The organism is Micromonospora sp. WMMD754, from assembly GCF_049315235.1.
Classification (GTDB): Bacteria; Actinomycetota; Actinomycetes; order Mycobacteriales; family Micromonosporaceae; genus Micromonospora; species Micromonospora sediminicola.
Map to the genome: position 1 here is coordinate 4,163,531 of NZ_CP186058.1, position 20,448 is coordinate 4,183,978.

General features: G+C 69.6%; 11 protein-coding genes. 6 read left to right on the forward strand and 5 right to left on the reverse strand.

What is annotated here, in order from left to right; all coding sequences use genetic code 11:
- Positions 1–749 precede the first annotated feature (749 nt).
- Together ACN27B_RS20160 and ACN27B_RS20165 are read left to right on the forward strand one after the other, a co-directional pair.
- Positions 750–6,935, forward strand: a complete 6,186-nt coding sequence (locus ACN27B_RS20160; RefSeq protein ID WP_422741261.1) for an RHS repeat-associated core domain-containing protein — start codon at positions 750–752, stop codon at positions 6,933–6,935.
- 17 nt (positions 6,936–6,952) lie between these two features.
- Complete coding sequence (locus tag ACN27B_RS20165; protein ID WP_422741262.1) at positions 6,953–7,372, forward strand: hypothetical protein; 420 nt, start codon at positions 6,953–6,955, stop codon at positions 7,370–7,372.
- Between the two features lie 296 nt (positions 7,373–7,668).
- Here the strand turns inward: ACN27B_RS20165 and glgB are convergent, their stop codons facing one another.
- The 4 genes from glgB to glgA all read right to left on the reverse strand — a co-directional run bounded on the left by glgB (position 7,669) and on the right by glgA (position 13,970).
- Positions 7,669–9,774: a 1,4-alpha-glucan branching protein GlgB gene (gene glgB, locus ACN27B_RS20170; RefSeq protein ID WP_422741263.1), complete on the reverse strand. Its 2,106-nt coding sequence runs from the start codon at positions 9,772–9,774 to the stop codon at positions 7,669–7,671.
- Positions 9,762–11,858, reverse strand: a complete 2,097-nt coding sequence (locus ACN27B_RS20175) for a maltotransferase domain-containing protein (protein ID WP_422741264.1) — start codon at positions 11,856–11,858, stop codon at positions 9,762–9,764. The genes glgB and ACN27B_RS20175 overlap by 13 nt, the downstream gene beginning before the upstream one ends.
- Before the next feature lie 55 nt (positions 11,859–11,913).
- Positions 11,914–12,663, reverse strand: coding sequence for a class I SAM-dependent methyltransferase (locus ACN27B_RS20180; protein ID WP_422741265.1), 750 nt, complete (start codon positions 12,661–12,663; stop codon positions 11,914–11,916).
- A gap of 113 nt (positions 12,664–12,776) precedes the next feature.
- The gene (gene glgA, locus ACN27B_RS20185; RefSeq protein ID WP_099161681.1) at positions 12,777–13,970 is read right to left on the reverse strand and encodes a glycogen synthase; all 1,194 of its coding nucleotides are present in this window, start codon (positions 13,968–13,970) and stop codon (positions 12,777–12,779) included.
- A gap of 93 nt (positions 13,971–14,063) precedes the next feature.
- Here glgA and glgC point away from each other — a divergent pair, with 93 nt between their 5' ends.
- Positions 14,064–15,296 (forward strand): glucose-1-phosphate adenylyltransferase, encoded by a 1,233-nt coding sequence (gene glgC, locus ACN27B_RS20190; protein ID WP_099161680.1) that lies wholly within the window; start codon positions 14,064–14,066, stop codon positions 15,294–15,296.
- Positions 15,297–15,329: 33 nt separating this feature from the next.
- The gene (gene pgm, locus ACN27B_RS20195) at positions 15,330–16,970 is read left to right on the forward strand and encodes a phosphoglucomutase (alpha-D-glucose-1,6-bisphosphate-dependent) (protein ID WP_099161679.1); all 1,641 of its coding nucleotides are present in this window, start codon (positions 15,330–15,332) and stop codon (positions 16,968–16,970) included.
- A 4-nt stretch (positions 16,971–16,974) separates the two neighbouring features.
- Here pgm and ACN27B_RS20200 read toward each other — a convergent pair whose 3' ends face one another.
- The gene (locus tag ACN27B_RS20200; protein WP_422741266.1) at positions 16,975–17,904 is read right to left on the reverse strand and encodes an NAD(+)/NADH kinase; all 930 of its coding nucleotides are present in this window, start codon (positions 17,902–17,904) and stop codon (positions 16,975–16,977) included.
- Between the two features lie 416 nt (positions 17,905–18,320).
- On the opposite strand from ACN27B_RS20200, the gene ACN27B_RS20205 reads away from it, so the two are divergent.
- Positions 18,321–19,238: an NAD-dependent epimerase/dehydratase family protein gene (locus ACN27B_RS20205; RefSeq protein ID WP_422741267.1), complete on the forward strand. Its 918-nt coding sequence runs from the start codon at positions 18,321–18,323 to the stop codon at positions 19,236–19,238.
- Positions 19,239–19,365: 127 nt separating this feature from the next.
- A complete protein-coding gene (locus tag ACN27B_RS20210) occupies positions 19,366–20,310 on the forward strand; it encodes an NAD-dependent epimerase/dehydratase family protein (RefSeq protein WP_422741268.1) in 945 nt (314 codons plus the stop codon).
- Positions 20,311–20,448: the final 138 nt, after the last annotated feature.

Below are 20,448 nucleotides of genomic sequence, written 5' to 3' on the forward strand. Positions count from 1 at the left end.
CCCGCCGACGGCACCTCCACCGCCCGGCCAGACCGACGCGCCTGCGCCGCCGCCTGGGCAACCGAGAGGTCTCCCTCGGCGACCTTCGTGCCCCCCGGACCAGTGGCCACGGCCGGAGGTGCGAGGACGGCTGGCGCGGTGGTCGCGACCAGTCCCGCCAATGCTACGGAGGCGGCCAACCGCCTCCGTCGTGAACTCGTGGATCTCGACAGCACCTGCTGACTCCCCGTATTCGTGGACTCGGACGCGGCCGCGCCCGATACGAGGGCACAGTGAAGCAGCCCAGCCACCCGGGGGAAACGCCTCCCGTCGCAACTCATCGCCGGGTTTGTCGTCACTGCTGATCATTTGGTCGACGTCTGACGAACATCGTTATGATCTCGTGATCTTCGATGGATGGGGACGTGAAAGATTGTTCGCGCCACGGGGGTGCGCGACCTGTCACCCTGCGTGGATTCTGCTGTCCGCTAGAGGTGAGGATGCGAATGGTCGAGCGCGGGGGTCCACGAATGTGGACTCGTCCTAGACGCCTGGTTGCGGTGGTCGCTGCGGCGTCACTGGCAGGTGGCATGGTGGGAGTGCCGGCGTCGGCGAAGCCGAAGGCTGGCGAGCCGGCGAAGCCGCCGGCCGTGTCGCCGGGGCCTTCGGTCAAGGGCGTGAAGCCGTTGCCGACCCGGTTCGTCTCCCCGAAGGACACAGCCAGGACGACGTACAAGCCGACACGGACGACCTGGCCGAGGGCAGCCTCGGTGGATCTGGACCTGACCGCGTCGGCGAGCACCGCACGGACGGCCGGCGGCCGGATGCGGGCGGGGGGAACGCCTGTGTGGGTCCAGCCGGTCGCGGCGAGGAACGCCCGGTCGACGGGCCCGAGCCGGTTGGCGGTGACCGTTGCCGACCGACGTGCGACGGAGGCGGCCGGCGTCGACGGTGTCCTGGTGTCGGTGCGGCCGGACGCGGGGGCCGGCGCGGTGCGCGTCGGTGTGGACTACGCGGCGTTCGCCGAGGCGTACGGCGGCAACTTCGGCTCCCGGTTGCGGTTGGTCACGCTGCCGGCCTGTGCGTTGACCACGCCGTCGGTGCCGAACTGCCGAACGGCGACGCCGCTGGTGTCGACGAACGACCCGGCGGCGCGGACCGTGTCGGCCGAGGTGTCGATGGCGGCCGCGGCCGGAATGACGGTGTTGGCGGCCACCGCCGAGGGCGGTGGCGCGGGAGGCACCTACGAGGCGACCGACCTGAAGCCGTCCGGATCCTGGGCCGGCGGCGGCAACACCGGCTCGTTCACCTACTCCTACCCGCTGACGGTGCCGCCGGCGGCCTCCGGCCTCGCGCCCACCGTGGCGTTGTCCTACGACTCGGGCAGCGTGGACGGTCAGACCGCCTCGACGAACGCGCAGGCATCCTGGGTCGGTGACGGATGGTCGACGCCGCGCTCGTTCGTGGAGCAGAGCTTCGCCTCCTGCATGGACGACCCGGGCGGCAGCGCATCACCGGTGAAGACGTACGACCACTGCTACGACGGGCCGATCCTGACCCTCGCGCTCAACGGATCGTCGACGTCGCTGGTCTGGGATGCGACGAAGAAGGTGTGGAAGCCGGAGTCCGACAACGGGGAGAAGGTCACCCACGTCGAGAACGCGAACAACGGCACCGGCACCTACAACACCGACTACTGGCGGGTGACGCTGCGCGACGGCACCACCTACGAGTTCGGCCGGAACCGGTTGCCCGGATGGGCGTCGAACAAGGCCGAGACGAACTCGGTGGACACCGTGCCGGTGTACTCGTCGCACTCGGGGGACCCCTGCTACAACGCGGCCGGGTTCTCGTCGTCGGTCTGCACCATGGCCTACCGGTGGAACCTGGACTACGTGTACGACGCCCACGGCAACGCGATGTCGTACTACTACAAGCAGGACACCAACTTCTACGGCCGCAACAAGGGCGCGACCGACGTCTCGTACGTGCGGGACAGCTACCTGTCGCGGATCGACTACGGGTTCACCGATGGCAACGCCTACGGCACGCCACCCAACCAGGTGGTGTTCAACACTGGTGACCGCTGCCTCTCCGGCACCTGCCAGCCGCTCAACGCGGCGAACAAGGCCAACTGGCCGGACGTGCCGTTCGACCTCATCTGCGCGTCGGGGGCGAACTGCGACGACTTCAGCCCGTCGTTCTTCTCCACGGTCCGGCTGACGTCGATCGAGGCGCGGCAGTACAACACCGCGACCTCGGCGTACGAAAAGGTCGACTCGTACGCGTTGGCGCAGTCGCTGCCGGCCACCGGCGACGCCACGTCGCCGACGTTGTGGCTGTCCTCGATCACCCGCACGGGCCACGACACGTCCGCCGGTGGATCCTCGGCGCCGATCACCCTGCCGTCGGTGTCGTTCACCGACATCAAGCTCGCCAACCGGGTCGACGTCACCGGTGGACTGCCGAACTTCTACCGCCGGCGGGTCGCCACGATCACCACCGAGACCGGGTCGGTGATCTCACCCAGCTACGAGCTGCCGGTGCCGTGCACGGCACCGGTGACGACTGATCCCGCAACGAACACCAGGTCCTGTTACCCGGTGTACTGGACCCCGGACGGTTTCACGAACCCGACTAAGGACTGGTTCAACAAGTGGGCGGTCACCCGGGTCACCAGCAGCGACCCGACCGGTGGTGCGCCGCTGACGGCGACCAGCTACGAGTACCTCGGCGGCGCGGCCTGGCATCACGACGACAACGAGGTCGTAAAGGCCAAGTACCGCACCTACGGCCAGTTCCGCGGTTACGCGAAGGTCCGGACGTTCAACGGTGACGGGGTCAACGACCGCCGCACCCAGTCCGAGACCGCCTACTACCGCGGCATGAGCAGGAACAACAACTCCACGGTGGTCAACCTGACCGATTCCGCCGGCGGTACCCACGAGGACGTCGACGAACTCGCCGGCAAGGAACTCGAGACCACCGCCTACCTCGGCGAGAACGGGCGGGTGGACTCCTCGACCATCACCTCGTACTGGGTCTCCGGCGCGACCGCGACCCGTTCCCGCACCGGTCTGAGCGCGCTGGCCGCCAAGTGGGTGGAGCCGATCAAGACCTACACCCGCCAGGCGGTCACCAGCAGCGGCACGGTGACGTGGCGCTACACGGCGTCGGAGAACAGCTACGACGCCGACACCGCCAGCGCCACCTTCGGCGAGATGACGAACACCTACACCTACACGGTGCCGACCAACGCCGCCTACGACCAGTGCACCACCTACACCTACGCCCCGGTCAACGCCGGTAGGAACCTGGTCGGCCTGGTTGCCCAGACCGAAACGGTGTCGGTGGCGTGCGGCGGCTTCACCCAGGGCTCGCCGGCCTCGGAACCGGGCAGCGTCAACACGCTCTCCGCCCCGAGCACGGTCAGCCGACCGGCGCAGGTGGTCAAGGCCGAACGCACCTTCTACGACGACGACACCAACTTCAGCACCACCTTCCCGCAGACTGCCGCCCCGACCGAGGGCGACGTCACCATGACCCGGACCGCGACGGACTACACCTCCGGCGCCTACGTCTGGCAGACCGCGGGCCGGACGACCTACGACTCGTACGGCCGGGCGAAGGACTCGTTCGACGGCAAGGGCAACAAGTCGACCACCGCCTACAGCATGAACGCGGTCAATCTCGTCACCGGTGTGACGACCACCAATGCCCTGCAACAGAGCGCGTCCACCACGGTGAACCCCCGTCGGGGAAGCACCCTGACCGCGACCGACGCCAACCTGGTGGTCACCCGACAGCAGTACGACGCGTTGGGGCGCAGCACCGCGGTGTGGTTGAACAACCGGGCCACCAGCACGGCGGCCAACCAGAAGTTCACCTACACGGTCTCGAAGACGGGTGTCAGCGCCGTCACCACCGAGAAGCTCAACAACTCCAACGGGTACCAGAAGACGGTGCTGCTCTACGACGCTCTGCTGCGGGAGCGTCAGACCCAGGCGGTCACTCCGCAGGGCGGCCGCATGATCTCGGACACCTTCTACGACACCCGGGGCTGGACCAGGGCGACGTACAACGGTTGGTGGGACGACGCCACCCTGCCCACCGTCGGCATTCCGGTGTCGGCGGCGGACCTCGGCAAGCAGGTGCCGAACCAGGCGTTCAACACCTACGACGGTCTCGGCCGCGCGGTGATCGTCGAGGCCGCCAAGAACGGCCTGACCGTCTCCAAGACGACGACCGTCCACGGCGGCGACCGGACCACAGTCGTGCCGCCCACCGGCGGTGTCGTCAAGACGACCGTCACCGACCCGCTCGGCCGCAACACCGAGGTGCGCGAGTACTCGGCGAAGCCGACGGTGGCCACGCCGGCGGACACGTTCACCGGCACCTTCACCGTGACCGGCGGCACCACGACCGTCAGCAAGTACGGCTACGACGGTCACGGCAACCAGGCCACGTTGACCGACGCCAAGAACAACGTGTGGACCTCGACCTACGACCTGCTCGGTCAGGTGGTGGCCAAGGCCGACCCGGACGCCGGGAACAGCTCGATGGTCTACGACGCGAACGGCAACCTGACCCAGACCACCGACGGTCGGGGCAAGACGCTGTCCTACACCTACGACGCGCTGGACCGCAAGACCGGTGAGTTCGCCTCGTCGGTGACCAACCAGTCGGCAGCGAATCAGCGGGCGGCGTGGGTCTACGACAACAGCAACGCTGTCGCCGGCGTCACCAACGCCACCGGGAAGCTGACCACGACCGTCGCCTACCGCGACGGCCAGGCGTACACGAGCCAGCAGAAGGCCTTCGACGTCTTCGGCAACAGCCTCGGCGTCACGGTCACCATTCCGGACAGCGAAGGTGCGCTGGCCGGCTCGTACGTGTTCGGGCACACCTACACCTCGGTGCTGGGACTGCCCCTGATCGACAGCTACCCGGCCAAGGGCAGCCTGCCGTCGGAGATGGTGCTGCACGGCTACTCGGGCGTGCTCGACCTGCCGACCACACTGGCGGGAACGAACGCCTACGCCAGTGGGGTCACCTACGACGCGTGGGGGCGGGTCAACCAGCAGACGCTGGGCAGCACCACCAGTGCCGCCTACGTCACCAACACCTACGACACGCACAACGGTCGGCTGAAGAACCAGCTCGTCACCCGGAACAAGACCACGCCGAGCACCGTCGACGAGCAGGCCTACGAGTACGACCTGGCCGGCAACATCACCCGCAAGACCAGCAAGCGGTACGGGGCGAGCACCCCCGCCGAGACCCAGTGCTACGGCTACGACGGCCTCGCCCGACTCACCGAGGCGTGGACCGCCACCGACGACTGCGCCGCCACCCCGACCGACGCCAGCAAGGGCATGGTCGGGAACACCATCGGCGGCGGCAGCGCGTACTGGACGAGCTGGAGCATCGACGTCATCGGCAACCGGACCCAGCAGACCGAGCACGGTGTGGGGACGGCGGCCAACATCGTCACCGACTACACCTACGACGGCAACGGTCAGAACAAGCCCCACACCCTGACCTCGGCCACCACCAAGACGGGGACGACGACCACCAGCACCAGCTCGTACAGCTACGACGGCGCCGGCAACACCACCGGCCGCAACGCGGCCCAGGGGAACCAGACTCTCACCTGGGACGACGCGGGCAAGCTCAGCGGTGTCACGGGTGGCACGAGCGGCTCGAACGCCTTCATCTACGACGTTGACGGCAACCTGATGCTCCAGAAGGAGCCGGGCAAGAACACGCTCTACCTGCCCGGGCAGCAGCTCACCCTGAACACCGGCACCAACGCCGTCGACGGTGCTCGTTACTACGAGCTGCCGGGCGGCGGTAGCTGTGTCCGGACCGGCAGCAGCAGCGCGTACACGTTCGCGGTCTTCGACCACCAGGGCACGCCGTCACTCTACCTGGACAATACCGCCCAAAGCGCCAGCTGGCGTCAGTTCACTCCGTACGGTGGACCGCGCGGCGCAGCCGTCCCCGCCCCCGATAACAGAGGCTTCCTGAACAAACCAACAGGTCCCACTGGGCTGACCATGGTTGGGGCTCGCGCCTACGACTCAGCGGCAGGTCGGTTTGTGTCGGTCGACCCTCTCCAGTCCGGGCTGAGCCCGCAGCAGTGGAATGGTTATTCCTACGCAAATAACACCCCCGTGACAACTAGCGACCCTTCGGGCCTTATCCCCAGCGATTGCCTGGAGTTTGATTGCCGAGGTTATGATCCTCGGCCTTTGAAAAAGGGTGATGGCCGTGGGGCGGGCGGCTGCATGCACGGATGTGGTACCTGGAAGAACGTAGAGTGGGGAAACAAGAACGGTAAGAGTTCTACGCGCAACAGCGCCCGCAAGTACTCCAAAGCAAAGGATCTCCTGAAAGCATTCATGGGCGGAATGGGTGGCAGCTATACCTTTACCGATGGCGACTACTTCGCGGAGCAGGTGCGAAAGGACTCCTACTTCCAAAAACAGTTGTCCGAAATTTCTGCTCAGGTGTTCGCGAACAAGTTCAGAGAGGGCTTCCAGAACACCTTGCCCAAAGATCTGGGTGAGGGGTCATCTCTCTGGACTGCCTTCAAAGAGCTCATAATCAACATGCGTTATCTGACGCATGGGGATACCGCAGGGCTTGAGGTGGCAATGATGGGATCCTACAGCATGAGTTGGCAAGCCACGGACATAAAGCCCAACGGCGAGGCTCTTATCGCAATTAAGATCGTAAACCGAACGACAGTCGAGTCTGGTGGTCGTCCACCTGTTATCGGATATACTGATTTCTACAATAAGTATGCTAGGGGTGCTGTGGCGGAGGCGGCAGATAGAGCCTTCCCGATGCAGACCCAAGTTATCGAGCTTCATGAGCGGATTCAGCGTCCGAAGCCTCCGACTATCTGCATGAGCGCCATTTCGGGAGATGGTGGCTGCGGCCCGCGATGATTGAAAGGCTAGGTCCGATGAACCGCAAGGGATTGCGTATCGCAGTGGCAGCAGCTATTTGTTGTGGCTTGGTTGCAGTCCTTTCGTTTGCCGTGGCTCGTGCAGTCTTTCCGGTTGGCCCCGATTCATTGTGCGGTGCATTTCACTCCGACCGGGGTGGCTCCATCAAGTTCGAACAGGGTTACTCGTTCGTGGTTGAAGATGCAATATTCCTTAGTGGGGGAGACGGCTCTGTTGAGCGGGTTTCTGGCTCTGGTCAGCTTGATTTGGATCAGGATATCGATCATGATCAGGTGAGTTTGAGTATTCGTGAGGCCGAGGTGGTCCTAGATTTGAATCTGGGTCGAAGTTGGGAAGGTCGGCCGCTGCTGTGGCACTGGATTGATGACCCTGACATTGGGGAGCGCGAAACCTTCGTGCGGCGATCGGCCTGTTAGCTATCGCTGTTTGACCGGATAGTGCCAACCCGTGGAAGGGGGGAAGTAATGCAGCAAGACTTGTTGCGCTTGCATTAGGCGAATACCTTGATCGTGGGTTGTTGGGCGGGTGTGGCACGATGCTAAACATCCTTGAGGGACTCAGTGCTTCAAGGATTTGTTTTAATCGGACACGCCCGCCCTCGCTCTGCCTTTTCACGTCTAGCGCACCAGAGGCTTCTAGTGCAGTCCTGACGGGGCCCAGCCGATGGCGTCTACGGCAGGACTCCGAGGGGTCCTCCCCTCGCGAACTGTCCTCAGCGATCAGGAAGTAGCCAGAGCACGCCCAACGGCGGGACCCGCAGCGCGGCCGAGGCCGGCATACCGTGCCACGGCACGTTCTCCGCGTGCACCGCGCCCAGGTTGCCCACCCCGGACCCGCCGTAGTGGTGCGCGTCGGTGTTGAGCGCCTCGGTCCACGTCCCGCCGGCGGGCAGGCCGATCCGGTAGTCCTCCAGCGGCAGCGCGGAGAAGTTGGCCACGCAGACCAGGGTCTGGCCGTCCGGGGCGATCCGGATGAACGAGACCGCGTTGTTGGCCACGTCGTCCCCGGCGATCCAGCGGAAGCCGGCCGGGTCGGTGTCCTGCGCCCACAGCGCCGGCGTGGCCCGGTAGGCGCGGTTCAGGTCCGCGACCAGCCGCTGCACCCCGGCGCGCGCCGGGTCGTGCAGCAGGTACCAGTCGAGGCCGCGCTCCTCGCTCCACTCGCGGTCGTCGGCGAGCTCGCAGCCCATGAAGAGCAGCTGCTTGCCGGGGTGCGCCCACATGTACGCCAGCAGCGCCCGCACGTTCGCCAGCCGCTGCCAGGTGTCACCGGGCATCTTGCCGGTCAACGACCCCTTGCCGTGCACCACCTCGTCGTGGCTGATCGGCAGCACGTAGTTCTCGCTCCAGGCGTACGCCAGGGAGAACGTGAGCTGGTGGTGGTGGTGCTGCCGGTAGATCGGGTCCTTCGAGGTGTAGAGCAGGGTGTCGTGCATCCAGCCCATGTTCCACTTGAACCCGAACCCGAGCCCGCCGTCGGAGGTCGGCCTGGTGACGCCGGGCCAGGCGGTGGACTCCTCGGCGATCATCAGTACGCCGGGGTGGTGCCGGTAGACGGTGGCGTTGACCTCCTGAAGGAACGCGATGGCCTCCAGGTTCTCCCGGCCGCCGTGCACGTTCGGGGCCCACTGCCCCTCCTCGCGGGAGTAGTCGAGGTAGAGCATCGAGGCGACCGCGTCGACCCGGAGCCCGTCGACGTGGAACTCGTCGAGCCAGTAGAGCGCGTTGGCGACCAGGAAGTTGCGCACCTCGTTGCGACCGAAGTCGAAGACGTACGTGCCCCAGTCGGGGTGTTCGCCGCGACGCGGGTCGGGGTGCTCGTAGAGCGGGGTGCCGTCGAAGCGGGCCAGGGCCCACTCGTCCTTGGGGAAGTGCGCCGGCACCCAGTCGAGGATCACCCCGATGCCGGCGGCGTGCAGCCGGTCGACCAGGTGGCGGAAGTCGTCCGGGTCGCCGAACCGGGCGGTGGGCGCGTAGTAGCCGGTGACCTGGTAGCCCCACGAGCCGCCGAACGGGTGTTCCATCACCGGCAGGAACTCCACGTGGGTGAAGCCCGTCTCGAGCACGTACGCGGTGAGCTGCTCGGCCAGCTCCCGGTAGTTCAGGCCGGGGCGCCAGGAGCCCAGGTGCACCTCGTACACGCTCATCGGCTCCTGGTGCGGCTGCCGCCTCGCCCGCCGCTCCAGCCAGTCGGCGTCGTTCCACTCGTACCGTGACTCGTGCACCACCGACGCGGTGGCCGGCGGCACCTCGGTGCGGGCGGCCATCGGGTCGGCCTTGTCCCGCCAGCGGCCGTCGGCGCCGAGCACGCGGTACTTGTACCGGCTGCCGGCCGGCATGCCGGGCACGAAGATCTCCCACACGCCGCTGGAGCCGAGCGAGCGCATCGGCCAGCCGTCGTCCGGGCCCCAGCCGGTGACGTCGCCGACGAGCCGCACGCCGCGGGCGTTGGGCGCCCAGACGGTGAACGCCACGCCCTCGTCGAAGACCCGGGCGCCGAGCGCCGACCAGAGGCGCTCGTGCCGCCCCTCGCCGATCAGGTGCAGGTCCAGCTCGCCGAGCGTGGGCGGATACCGGTACGGGTCGTCGTGCGTGGTGCCGTCCACCTCGACCCGGTAGTCGAGCACCTCGCCGGGGAGCACCGCCTCGAAGACGCCGACGTCGTGCACCCGCTTCGTCGGGTGCCGCTCGCCGTCGACGAGCACCGTCACCTCGCCCGCGCCTCGGCGCAGCGTCCGGATCGTGGTGCTCCCGTCGGCCGGGTGCGCGCCGAGCACGGCGTGCGGGTCGTGTACCTCGCCGGTGATCAGCTGGTCCATCGGGCGTCGTCCTTGTCGGCCGGTGCGGTCGGTGCGGTGCCGCCGGAGAGATCGGCGGGTACGTCTTCGACGGTCAGGTCCGGCGCGGCCGGGTGCTCCGGCTCGGCGGCGGCCGGCGGCGCCGGGCGGCGCACGGTGAGCACGTGCGCCGGTTGCAGGTACGGGTCGAGGCGCACCGCGTTGCGCTGCCCCCAGTCGTACCCGGTGCCGGTCAGCTCGTCGTGCACGGTGAACCGCTCGTGCCAGTCGAAGCCGAGCGCCGGCATGTCGAGCGTGGTGTTGCCCCACTGCACGGTGCGGGAGTCGAACGAGCAGACCACGATCACCGTGTTGCCGGTCTCCGGGTCGTGCTTGGACCAGCAGAGCAGCGCCGGGTTGTCGATGTCGTGGAAGCGCAGGTTGCGCAGCTGGTGCAGGGCCGGGTTGTCCCGGCGGACCCGGTTGAGCGTGCCGATGAACGGCGCCAGCGACCGCCCCTGCGCCAGCGCGCCGTCCCAGTCCCGGGGCCGCAGCTCGTACTTCTCGTTGTCCAGGTACTCCTCGGCGCCGGGGCGGGCGACGTGCTCGAACAGCTCGAACCCGGCGTACATGCCCCAGGAGGGGGAGAGCAGCGCGGCCAGCACCGCCCGGATCTTGAACATCGGCGGGCCGCCGTGCTGCAACGACGAGTGCAGGATGTCCGGCGTGTTGGGCCAGAAGTTCGGGCGCATCCAGTCGGCGGAGGCGACCAGCTCCTCGCAGTACTCGCGCATCTCGGCCGCCGTCGTGCGCCAGGTGAAGTAGGTGTACGACTGGGTGAAGCCGATCTTGCCGAGCCCATGCATGATCGCCGGCCGGGTGAACGCCTCGGCGAGGAACAGCACGTCCGGGTCGACGCTCTTGACCTCGGCGATGAGCCAGTGCCAGAAGTCGAACGGCTTGGTGTGCGGGTTGTCGACCCGGAAGATCTTCACGCCCTCGCCGATCCAGTGCAGCACCACCCGCAGCACCTCGGCCCGGATGCCCTCGGGGTCGTTGTCGAAGTTCAGCGGATAGATGTCCTGGTATTTCTTCGGCGGGTTCTCCGCGTAGGCGATGCTGCCGTCGGCCCGGGTGGTGAACCACTCCGGGTGCTCGGTGACCCACGGGTGGTCCGGCGCGCACTGCAACGCCAGGTCCATCGCCACCTCCAGCCCCTGCTCGGCGGCGGCCGCGACGAAGTCGCGGAAGTCCTCCGGCGTACCCAGGTCGGGGTGGATGGCGTCGTGGCCGCCCTCGGCCGCGCCGATCGCCCACGGCGAGCCGACGTCGTCCGGCCCGGCGGTGAGCGCGTTGTTGCGGCCCTTGCGGTTGACCCGGCCGATCGGGTGGATCGGCGGCAGGTAGAGCACGTCGAAGCCCATCGCCGCGACGCCGGGCAGGCGGTCGACGGCGGTGGCGAACGTGCCGGAGCGGGCGGGCGCGTCGACGGTGGCCGGGGTCGCGCCCTCGGAGCGGGGGAAGAACTCGTACCAGGCGGAGAAGAGCGCCCGCGGCCGGTCCACCCAGAGCGTGCGCTCGTCGCCGGTGGTGACCAGCTCGCGGACCGGGTGCTCCCAGAGCAGGTCGGCCAGGTCGAGCGCCGGGCTCACCCGCCGCGGCAGCTCCAGGTCTTCGTCACGCAGCGTCGTCACGGCTTCGCGTACGCGGTCCCGGTCGGCCTTCGGCACCAGGTCGAGCGCGGCGGTGAGCACGCGTACGCCCTCGGCCAGGTCGTTGGCCAGCTCGGCCGCGCCCTGGCCGGCGGCCAGCTTCTTGGTGACCGCGTTCTGCCAGGTCAGGTAGGGATCCTGAAACGCCTCCACGGTGAACCGCCACTCGCCCACAGCGTCCGGGCGGATGGTGGCGTGCCACCGGTCCTGGCCCGGCTCGCCGGGCCGCATCCGGGTGAACGGGCGGGCCGCGCCGTCCGGGCCGCGCCACACCACGTTGCAGCCCAGCGCGTCGTGGCCCTCGCGGTAGGCCCGGGCCGACACCGGCACCAGCTCACCGACCACCGCCTTGGCCGGGTAGCGACCGCAGGAGACGACGGGGGAGACGTCTTCGATCGGGAACCGTCCAGTCACCCGCTCAACCTACTGCGCGAGATCCTCTCGCGCTCGGCTGCACCCGCGATGCACCTCATCGCGCGGCTGGTCCACGCGGCTGTTCCGCGCGGCGCGCGACGAAGACGAACTCCCGGCCGGGGCGGTCGGACGCGTCCCGTACGTCGAGCACCCGGTAGCCTGCGGCGGCCAGGCTCGCCTCGACCTCGTCGCGGTCGCGGAACCGCAGCGTGGATTCCGACGTGAGGGTCACGCCGTCGGTGAGAAACCGGTACGTGCACCGGAAGGACACCAGCGGCAGGTCGACCGCGGTGACCTCGAGACGCTGTTCCACCGGCCCGACGCCCGGCACGTCCCGGGTGACGGGCGCGGTGTCCGCCCACTCCTCCCAGGCGCGGCGCCCCGGGCGGCGGGTCTCGAACACGAGGTGACCGCCGGGGCGCAGCGCGGCGTGCACGCCCCGCAGGGTCCGCTCCCAGTCGTCGTCGGTGCGGAAGACCTGCGCCACGTTCCCGGTCATCGTGGCCAGGTCGGCGCGCAGCGGCGGCAGCGTGGTGGCGTCGCCGTGGATCCAGCGGACCCGGTCCGCGCCGTCCTTCGCCCGCGCGACGTCCAGCGACGCCTCGGCCGGGTCGACGCCCACGACGGTACGGCCGTGCCGGGCGAGCAGGAGGGCCAGGTTCCCGGTGCCGCACCCCAGGTCGAGCACCACGCGGGCGTCCAGCTCGTCGGCGATCGCGAGGTACGCGTCCAGGTCGTCCCGGTCGCCGTCGAACGCGTCGTAGACCGACGCGAGCCGAGGATGGGCGAAGATCGCATCCGGCATCCGGCGACTGTATCCGCCGCGGGCCGCGACCGGGCGACGTCTGCGGCGTGCCGCTGGCGGGCTGTTAAGAAGGGGCCCTTCCTCTACCGCAGGCGTTAAGAAGGGGCCCTTCCTTACGCCCCCACCGAGCGGTACACCTCCAGGGTCTGCCGGGCGACCGCGTCCCAGGAGAAGTGCTCGACCGCCCGCCGCCGCCCCGCCGCGCCGAACGCCGCGATCCGGTCCGGGTCGGCCAGCAGCTCGTTCATCCGCGCCGCCAGGTCGGCCACGAAGCGCTCCGGGTCCAGCGGGGTGCCGGAGCCGTCGCCGGCCTGCTCGATCGGCACCAGCAGCCCGGTCTCGCCGTCCGCGACCACCTCCGGGATGCCGCCGGTGGCGGTGGCCACCACTGCCGTCTCGCAGGCCATCGCCTCCAGGTTGACGATGCCCATCGGCTCGTAGACGGACGGGCAGACGAAGATCGTGGCGTGGGTGAGCACCTGGATCACCTCGTGCTTGGGCAGCATGGCCGCCACCCAGACCACCCCCGAGCGCGTCGCCCGCAGCTCGGCGGCCAGCTCCTCGACCTCGGCGCCGATCTCCGGCGTGTCCGGCGCGCCGGCCAGCAGCACCAGCTGCGTGTCGGCGGGCAGCTCCCGGGCCGCCCGCAGCAGGTACGGCAGGCCTTTCTGCCGGGTGATCCGCCCGACGTAGACCACGCTGGGCCGCCCCGGGTCGATGCCGAGCCGGTCGAGCACGTCCGTGCCGTGGTCCGGGGCGTACTGCGCGGTGTCGATGCCGTTGTAGACCACCCGCACCCGGTCCGGGTTCACCGCCGGGTAGGCGGTGAGCACGTCGCGCCGCATCCCCTCACTCACCGCGACGATCGCGTCGGCGGCCTCGAACGCGGTCCGCTCGCACCAGGACGACAGCGCGTACCCGCCGCCGAGCTGCTCGGCCTTCCACGGGCGCAGCGGCTCCAGGCTGTGCGCGGTCACCACGTGCGGCACCCCGTGCAGCAGCTTGGCGGTGTGTCCGGCCAGGTTGGCGTACCAGGTGTGGCTGTGCACCACGTCGGTGCCGGCGGCCCCGGCGGCCATCTCCAGGTCGACACCCATGACGCGCAGCGCCGCGTTCGCGCCGGCCAGCGCGGCCGGCTCGGCGTACGCGGTGACGCCCGCCTCGTCCCGCGGCGCGCCGAAGCAGTGCACCCGCACGTCGGCGAGTCGGCGCAGCTCGCGGGCCAGGTATTCCACGTGCACCCCGGCCCCGCCGTACACCTCCGGCGGGTACTCGCGGGTGAGCAGGTCGACGCGCATCGGTGCCATGCCCGCACCCTAGTGCAGAGCGCCGGATCGCACCCGGTGCGTAAGTGTGCCGTCCGAGTGGTGAAGTCGCGGCGGGGTGGATAGCGTCTGAGCATGGCTGCCAAGGTGCTCGCGATCGTCCTGGCCGGCGGGGAGGGCAAGCGCCTGATGCCCCTGACCACCGACCGGGCGAAGCCGGCCGTCCCCTTCGGCGGGATGTACCGCATGGTCGACTTCGTCCTCTCCAACCTGGCGAACGCCGGCTTTCTCAAGATCGTCGTGCTGACCCAGTACAAGTCCCACTCGCTGGACCGTCACATCACCAAGACCTGGCGGATGTCGACGCTGCTCGGCAACTACGTCACCCCGGTGCCCGCCCAGCAGCGGCGCGGCCCGTGGTGGTTCGCCGGCTCGGCCGACGCCATCTACCAGAGCTTCAACCTGATCAACGACGAGCAGCCCGACCACGTGATCGTCTTCGGCGCCGACCACATCTACCGGATGGACCCCCGGCAGATGGTGGAGGACCACATCGCCTCCGGCGCCGGGGTGACCGTGGCCGGCATCCGCCAGCCGCTGTCGATGGCCGACCAGTTCGGCGTGATCGAGGTCGGCGAGGACGGCCGGCGGATCCGGGCGTTCCGCGAGAAGCCCACCGACGCGGTCGGGCTGCCCGACGCGCCGGACCAGATCTACGCCTCGATGGGCAACTACGTCTTCTCCACCCGGGCGCTCTGCGAGGCCGTCGAACGCGACGCGGAGGACAAGACCAGCAAGCACGACATGGGCGGCAGCATCATCCCGATGTTGGTCGAGCGGGGCGAGGCCAACGTCTACGACTTCAAGGACAACGAGGTGCCGGGCAGCACCGACCGGGACCGCGGCTACTGGCGCGACGTGGGGACGCTCGACTCGTTCTACGACGCGCACATGGACCTGATCAACGTGCACCCGGTGTTCAACCTCTACAACTTCGAGTGGCCGATCTACACCGAGCAGCCGCCGTACCCGCCGGCCAAGTTCGTGCACGCCTGGGGCGAGCGGGTCGGCCGGGCGGTCAGCTCGATGGTCTCGCCCGGCTCGGTGATCTCCGGCTCGCTGGTGGAGAACTCGATCGTGTCGCCGAAGGTGAAGGTCCACTCCTGGGCGCACGTGGACGGCGCCGTCCTGATGGAGGGTGTCGAGATCGGCCGGCACGCGGTCGTCCGCCGCGCGATCCTGGACAAGAACGTCTACGTTCCGGAAGGCGCCGAGATCGGCGTCGACCTGGAGAAGGACCGCCAGCGCTACACCGTGTCCGACAACGGCATCGTCGTCATCGGCAAGGGTCAGCGCGTCGAGCCCTGACCCGTCCCACCGGTCCCCGAGGAGGATCCCGTCGTGCCCCACCCCCGTGCCGGCCAGCCCGCCGAGCCCGCCGACCTGGTCGACGTGCCCCGGCTGGTCACCGCCTACTACGCCGAGCACCCCGACCCGAGCGACCCGGCGCAGCAGGTCTCCTTCGGCACGTCCGGGCACCGCGGGTCCAGCCTGCGCAACGCGTTCAACTCCGACCACATCCTCGCCGTGACCCAGGCGCTCTGCGACTACCGCCGAGAGCAGGGCCTGACCGGCCCGCTGTTCCTCGCCCGCGACACCCACGCGCTCTCCGCGCCCGCCGAGGCCGACGCGCTGGAGGTGCTCGCCGCCAACGAGGTCACCGTGCTGCGCGACAGCCGGGACGGCTACACGCCCACCCCGGCCCTGTCGCACGCCATCCTCACCCACAACCGGGGCCGCACCTCGGCGCTCGCCGACGGCATCGTCATCACCCCGTCGCACAACCCGCCGTCCGACGGCGGCTTCAAGTACAACCCCACCAACGGCGGCCCCGCCGACACCGACGTCACGAAGTGGATCCAGGACCGCGCGAACGCCATCCTCGCCGCCGGGCTCAAGGAGGTGAAGCGCATCCCGTACGCGCGGGCCCGCGCCGCCGACACCACCGGGGAGTACGACTTCCTCGCCCGCTACGTCGACGACCTGCCCGCCGCGCTGGACATCGACGCGATCCGGGACGCGGGGGTGCGCATCGGCGCCGACCCGATGGGCGGGGCGAGCGTCGCGTACTGGGGGGAGATCGCCGAGCGGCACCGCCTCGACCTCACCGTGATCAACCCGACCGTGGACCCCACCTGGCGGTTCATGACGCTGGACGGCGACGGCAAGATCCGGATGGACTGCTCGTCGCCGAACGCGATGGCCTCGCTCATCGCCGCCCGCGACCGGTTCGCGGTCTCCACCGGCAACGACGCCGACGCCGACCGGCACGGCATCGTCACCCCGGACGGCGGGCTGATGAACCCCAACCACTACCTGGCGGTGGCGATCGGCCACCTGTTCCGTACCCGCGAGCAGTGGGGCCCGGCCGCGGCGGTGGGCAAGACGCTGGTCTCCTCCTCGATGATCGACCGGGTCGCGGCCGACCTGGGCCGGCCGCTGCTGGAGGTGCCGGTCGGCTTCAAGTGGTTCGTGCCCGGGCTGCTCGACGGCGCGGTCGGCTTCGGCGGCGAGGAGAGCGCCGGCGCGTCCTTCCTGCGCCGCGACGGCAGCACCTGGACCACCGACAAGGACGGCATCCTGCTCTGCCTGCTCGCCGCCGAGATCATCGCCACCACCGGGCGGACGCCGAGCGAGCACTGGGCCGACCTGGCCGACCGCTTCGGGGCCCCCGCGTACGCCCGGATCGACGCCCCGGCGGGCCGCGAGGAGAAGGCGGTCCTGGCCAAGCTCTCGCCGGAGCAGGTCACCGCCACCGAACTGGCCGGCGAGCCGATCACCGCCGTCCTCACCACCGCGCCCGGCAACGGCGCCGCGATCGGCGGCCTGAAGGTGACCACCGAGTCGGGCTGGTTCGCCGCCCGACCGTCGGGCACCGAGGACGTCTACAAGATCTACGCCGAGTCGTTCCAGGGCCCGGAGCACCTGGCCCGGATCCAGGAGGAGGCCAAGTCGCTGGTCGACGGCGTGCTCGGCGCCTGAGACGTCACCGGGGCGGGGGCAGCTCCCGGCGGTTGAGCTGCTCCCGTAACCCGTCCGGCAGCAGTTCGCGCAGCTGGTCGGGCAGCAGCGGCAGGTCGAGCAGGCTCAGTTTGAGCTGATTGCGCTCCTGGTAGCGGCGTGGGTCGAGGCGGACCACCCGACCGGCGTCCGGGACGTACCGGACGTGCACCGAACCCTCGGTCGCCGCCTCGCGGATCAGCAGCCCGTCCATCTCCACCGCCACCGGCGCCGAGTCCGGGCGCAGCTCCAGGTGCACGCTCTCGTGCGGCGACAGCAGCACCGAGCGGGAGATCCCCGCCATCGGGGCCGACGGCGTCACCACCAGCGCCTCCGTCGCCGGCGAGATCAACGGCCCGCCGGCGGCGTAGCTGTACGCGGTCGAGCCGGTCGGCGTGCTCACCACCAGCGCGTCGCACCGGTAGTAGCCGTACCGCTGGCCGTCCACCGCCAGGGTGGCCGTGACGAAACCGGCGCCGGGCTGCCGCACCAGCGCGATGTCGTTGAACGCCACCACGTCGTCGCCGCAGACGTCGCAGGCCAGACAGGCGTGCGACTCGACGGTGAAGTCACGGGCGACGAGCCGTTCCAGCGCCCGGGGCAGGTCCGGCGGCTCCACCTCGACCAGGAAGCCCACCCGTCCCAGGTGCACCCCGAGCACCGGCTTCGGGTCGCGGACGGCCATCCGCAGCGCGCCCAGCATGGTGCCGTCGCCGCCGATGCTGATCAGCGCGTCGCAGTGGTCGGCCAGGTCGCAGGCGGGCACCGCCTCCACCGAGGTCGGCACGCGGTCCCGGTCCTCGCAGCGGACGGCCAGGGTCTTGCCGTGCTGCGCCGCCCAGCGCGCGATCGTCCCCACCACCTCGGAGACGTCCCGGGTGGGGTGCAGCACCAGCCCGAACACATAGCCCGCCATCGGTACAGCTCACCACAGCGGCGGGCGGGCCGTCGGGCATACCGGAAGCTGAGGAGCCGCCCTGGCCGGGGCGGCTGCCGGAGTGCGGTCACGGTGCCGGCCGCGGAGGCACCCGACGGGACGACGCCGGTGGCCGTGCTGGCCGGGAGGACGGCCGGGCATCCGAAGCTTTGCGCAACTTAGTCGGCTTTCTTCCGTTAGCCATGGCACCGGCCGGGAAACGGCCGGCGTTACGTCGCAGCCCGATCCGTAAGAGGAGGCACCATGCACGTGGTGGTCATGGTGCGTGGCGTCGCTGCCCGCCCGCGGCCGTGCGCCATCACACCGCCGGAGCCGCCGGCGGCGCCGGGGATCGCTGCGCCGACCGGCGACCGCCTCGGGCCGCCTCAGCGGGCCGTGACCATTGGCGCCCCGGCATGAGCAGAGTCCTGATCTTCGGTGCCTCGGGCTTTCTTGGCCGCCATGTGAGCGGGACCCTGGCCCCGGAGGCGACGCTGATCCGCCCGCCCCGGTCGGACTGCGATCTTGTCAAGGTGACCCTGCCGGAGCTGGCCGACCTGATCCGGACGGCCAGGCCCACGGCCGTGGTCAACTGCACCGGACGGGTCGGTGGCACCGACCACGAGATGGTCCAGGCGCACACCCTGGTGACGGCCAAGCTGATCGAGGCGATCGGGCTGGCGGCGCCCCGAGCCCGGCTGGTGCGCATCGGCTCGGCCGCCGAGTACGGGCCGACGCCGGCCGGACATCCGGTTCGGGAGACCGACCCGGTCGATCCGGTGGACGGATACGGCCTGAGTCACCTGACCGCCACCGGACTGGTGGAGTTGGCGGTCAGGTCCGGCCGGTTGGACGGAGTGGTGCTGCGGGTCTTCAACGCCGTGGGGCCCGGTCTGTCCGGGGCGAGCCTGCTGGGTCGCGCCGCCCGGCTGATCGCGACCGCGCTGATGCGGGGCCTGGACACCGTCGTGGTCGATCCGCTCAGCGCGTATCGCGACCTGGTCGACGTGCGCGACGTGGCGCTCGCGGTCCGCGCCGCCGTGCGGCGCCCGTTGCTGACCGTGCCGGTGCTGAACATCGGGAGCGGGAACGCCGTGCAGGTCCGGGAGGCCGTGCGGGCGCTCGCTGCGGTGGCCGGGTTCTCCGGCACACTCACGGAGGCCGGCGCCGGTGGGCCGTCGGCCCGGACCGTGAGGATGCCGTGGAGTTGCGCGGACGTCTCGCTCGCCGGGTCGGAACTCGGCTGGGCTCCGTCGTACGACCTGAACGACACGGTGAAGGCCCTCTACCGAGACGTCGACGGCACGGCTGAGGTCTCGTTGCCGAAGAAGTGAACGTGTGTCGCGTGGTCGTCGGCTTCGGAGGCGTCAACGGTTCGCTCGCCGTGCTACCGGAAGGCCCAAGCCTGTCGCCCCAGTGCCAGACCCCGCCCGGAAACCGCAAGGAGACGAGGAGTCAGTCATGAAGGTCGTGGTGACCGGGGGAGCCGGCTTCATCGGTTCCAACCTGGTACGGCAGTTGGCCGAGACGCCGGGCGTGAGCGAGATCGCGGTGGTGGACGACCTGTCCACCGGGTCCATGGACAACGTGCCGGATCTGCCGTTGTCGTTGCACATCGGCTCGATCCTCGATCCGGACGTGTTGGACGAGGCTGTACCCGGATCGGCGGCCGTGGTCCATCTGGCGGCGCTCGGGTCGGTGCCGAGGTCGATCGACGACCCGCTGCGCAGCCACCATGCCAACGCCACCGGTACCCTCACCGTGCTGGAGGCGGTCCGGCGGCACCGGGTCCCGCAGATCGTCCTTGCCTCCTCCTCGTCGGTGTACGGCAGCAACCCGGTTCTGCCCCGTGTCGAATCGCTGCGTCCCGTCCCGATGAGCCCCTACGCGGTCTCCAAGCTCGCGACGGAGTCCTACGCCGTCGCGTACGGCGCGTGTTACGGGCTCTCGGTGTTGCCGTTGAGGTTCTTCAACGTCTACGGACCGCGCCAGGCATCCGACCACGCGTACGCCGCGGTCGTGCCACGCTTCGTCTCGGCGGCGCTGCACGGCCGGGAGTTGCAGGTCCACGGCGACGGACTCCAGACCCGTGACTTCACCTTCGTCAACAGTGTCACCTCGATCATCACCGGCGCCGTCCTCAACCGGGTCAGCGCTCCCGACGTGGTGAATCTGGCATTCGGCGAGCGCGTCTCCCTGCTTCAGCTCATCGCCGAGCTCGAGACGGTTCTCGGCCGCCGGCTGGAGGTCGAGTTCCAGCCGCCCCGGCCCGGTGACGTCCGCGACTCGCAGGCCGACTGTTCGCGACTCCGGGAGCTCTTCCCCACCGCGCGCAAGTACCCCCTGCGCGCCGGCCTCCAGGCGACCGTGGACTGGATGTCGGCCCGCCTGCTCGCCGCCCGCTGACCATGACAGTCACGCCCCGCTCGCCGGTAGGGTCCCACCGTCGGCCGTCCTCGACGAAGCGACAACAGGCGTCCGGGGCCGATCCTGGTTCGTCGCGCAGCCGTCGGCTCGTCGGAGGGCTCGTCACGACGGTGCTCG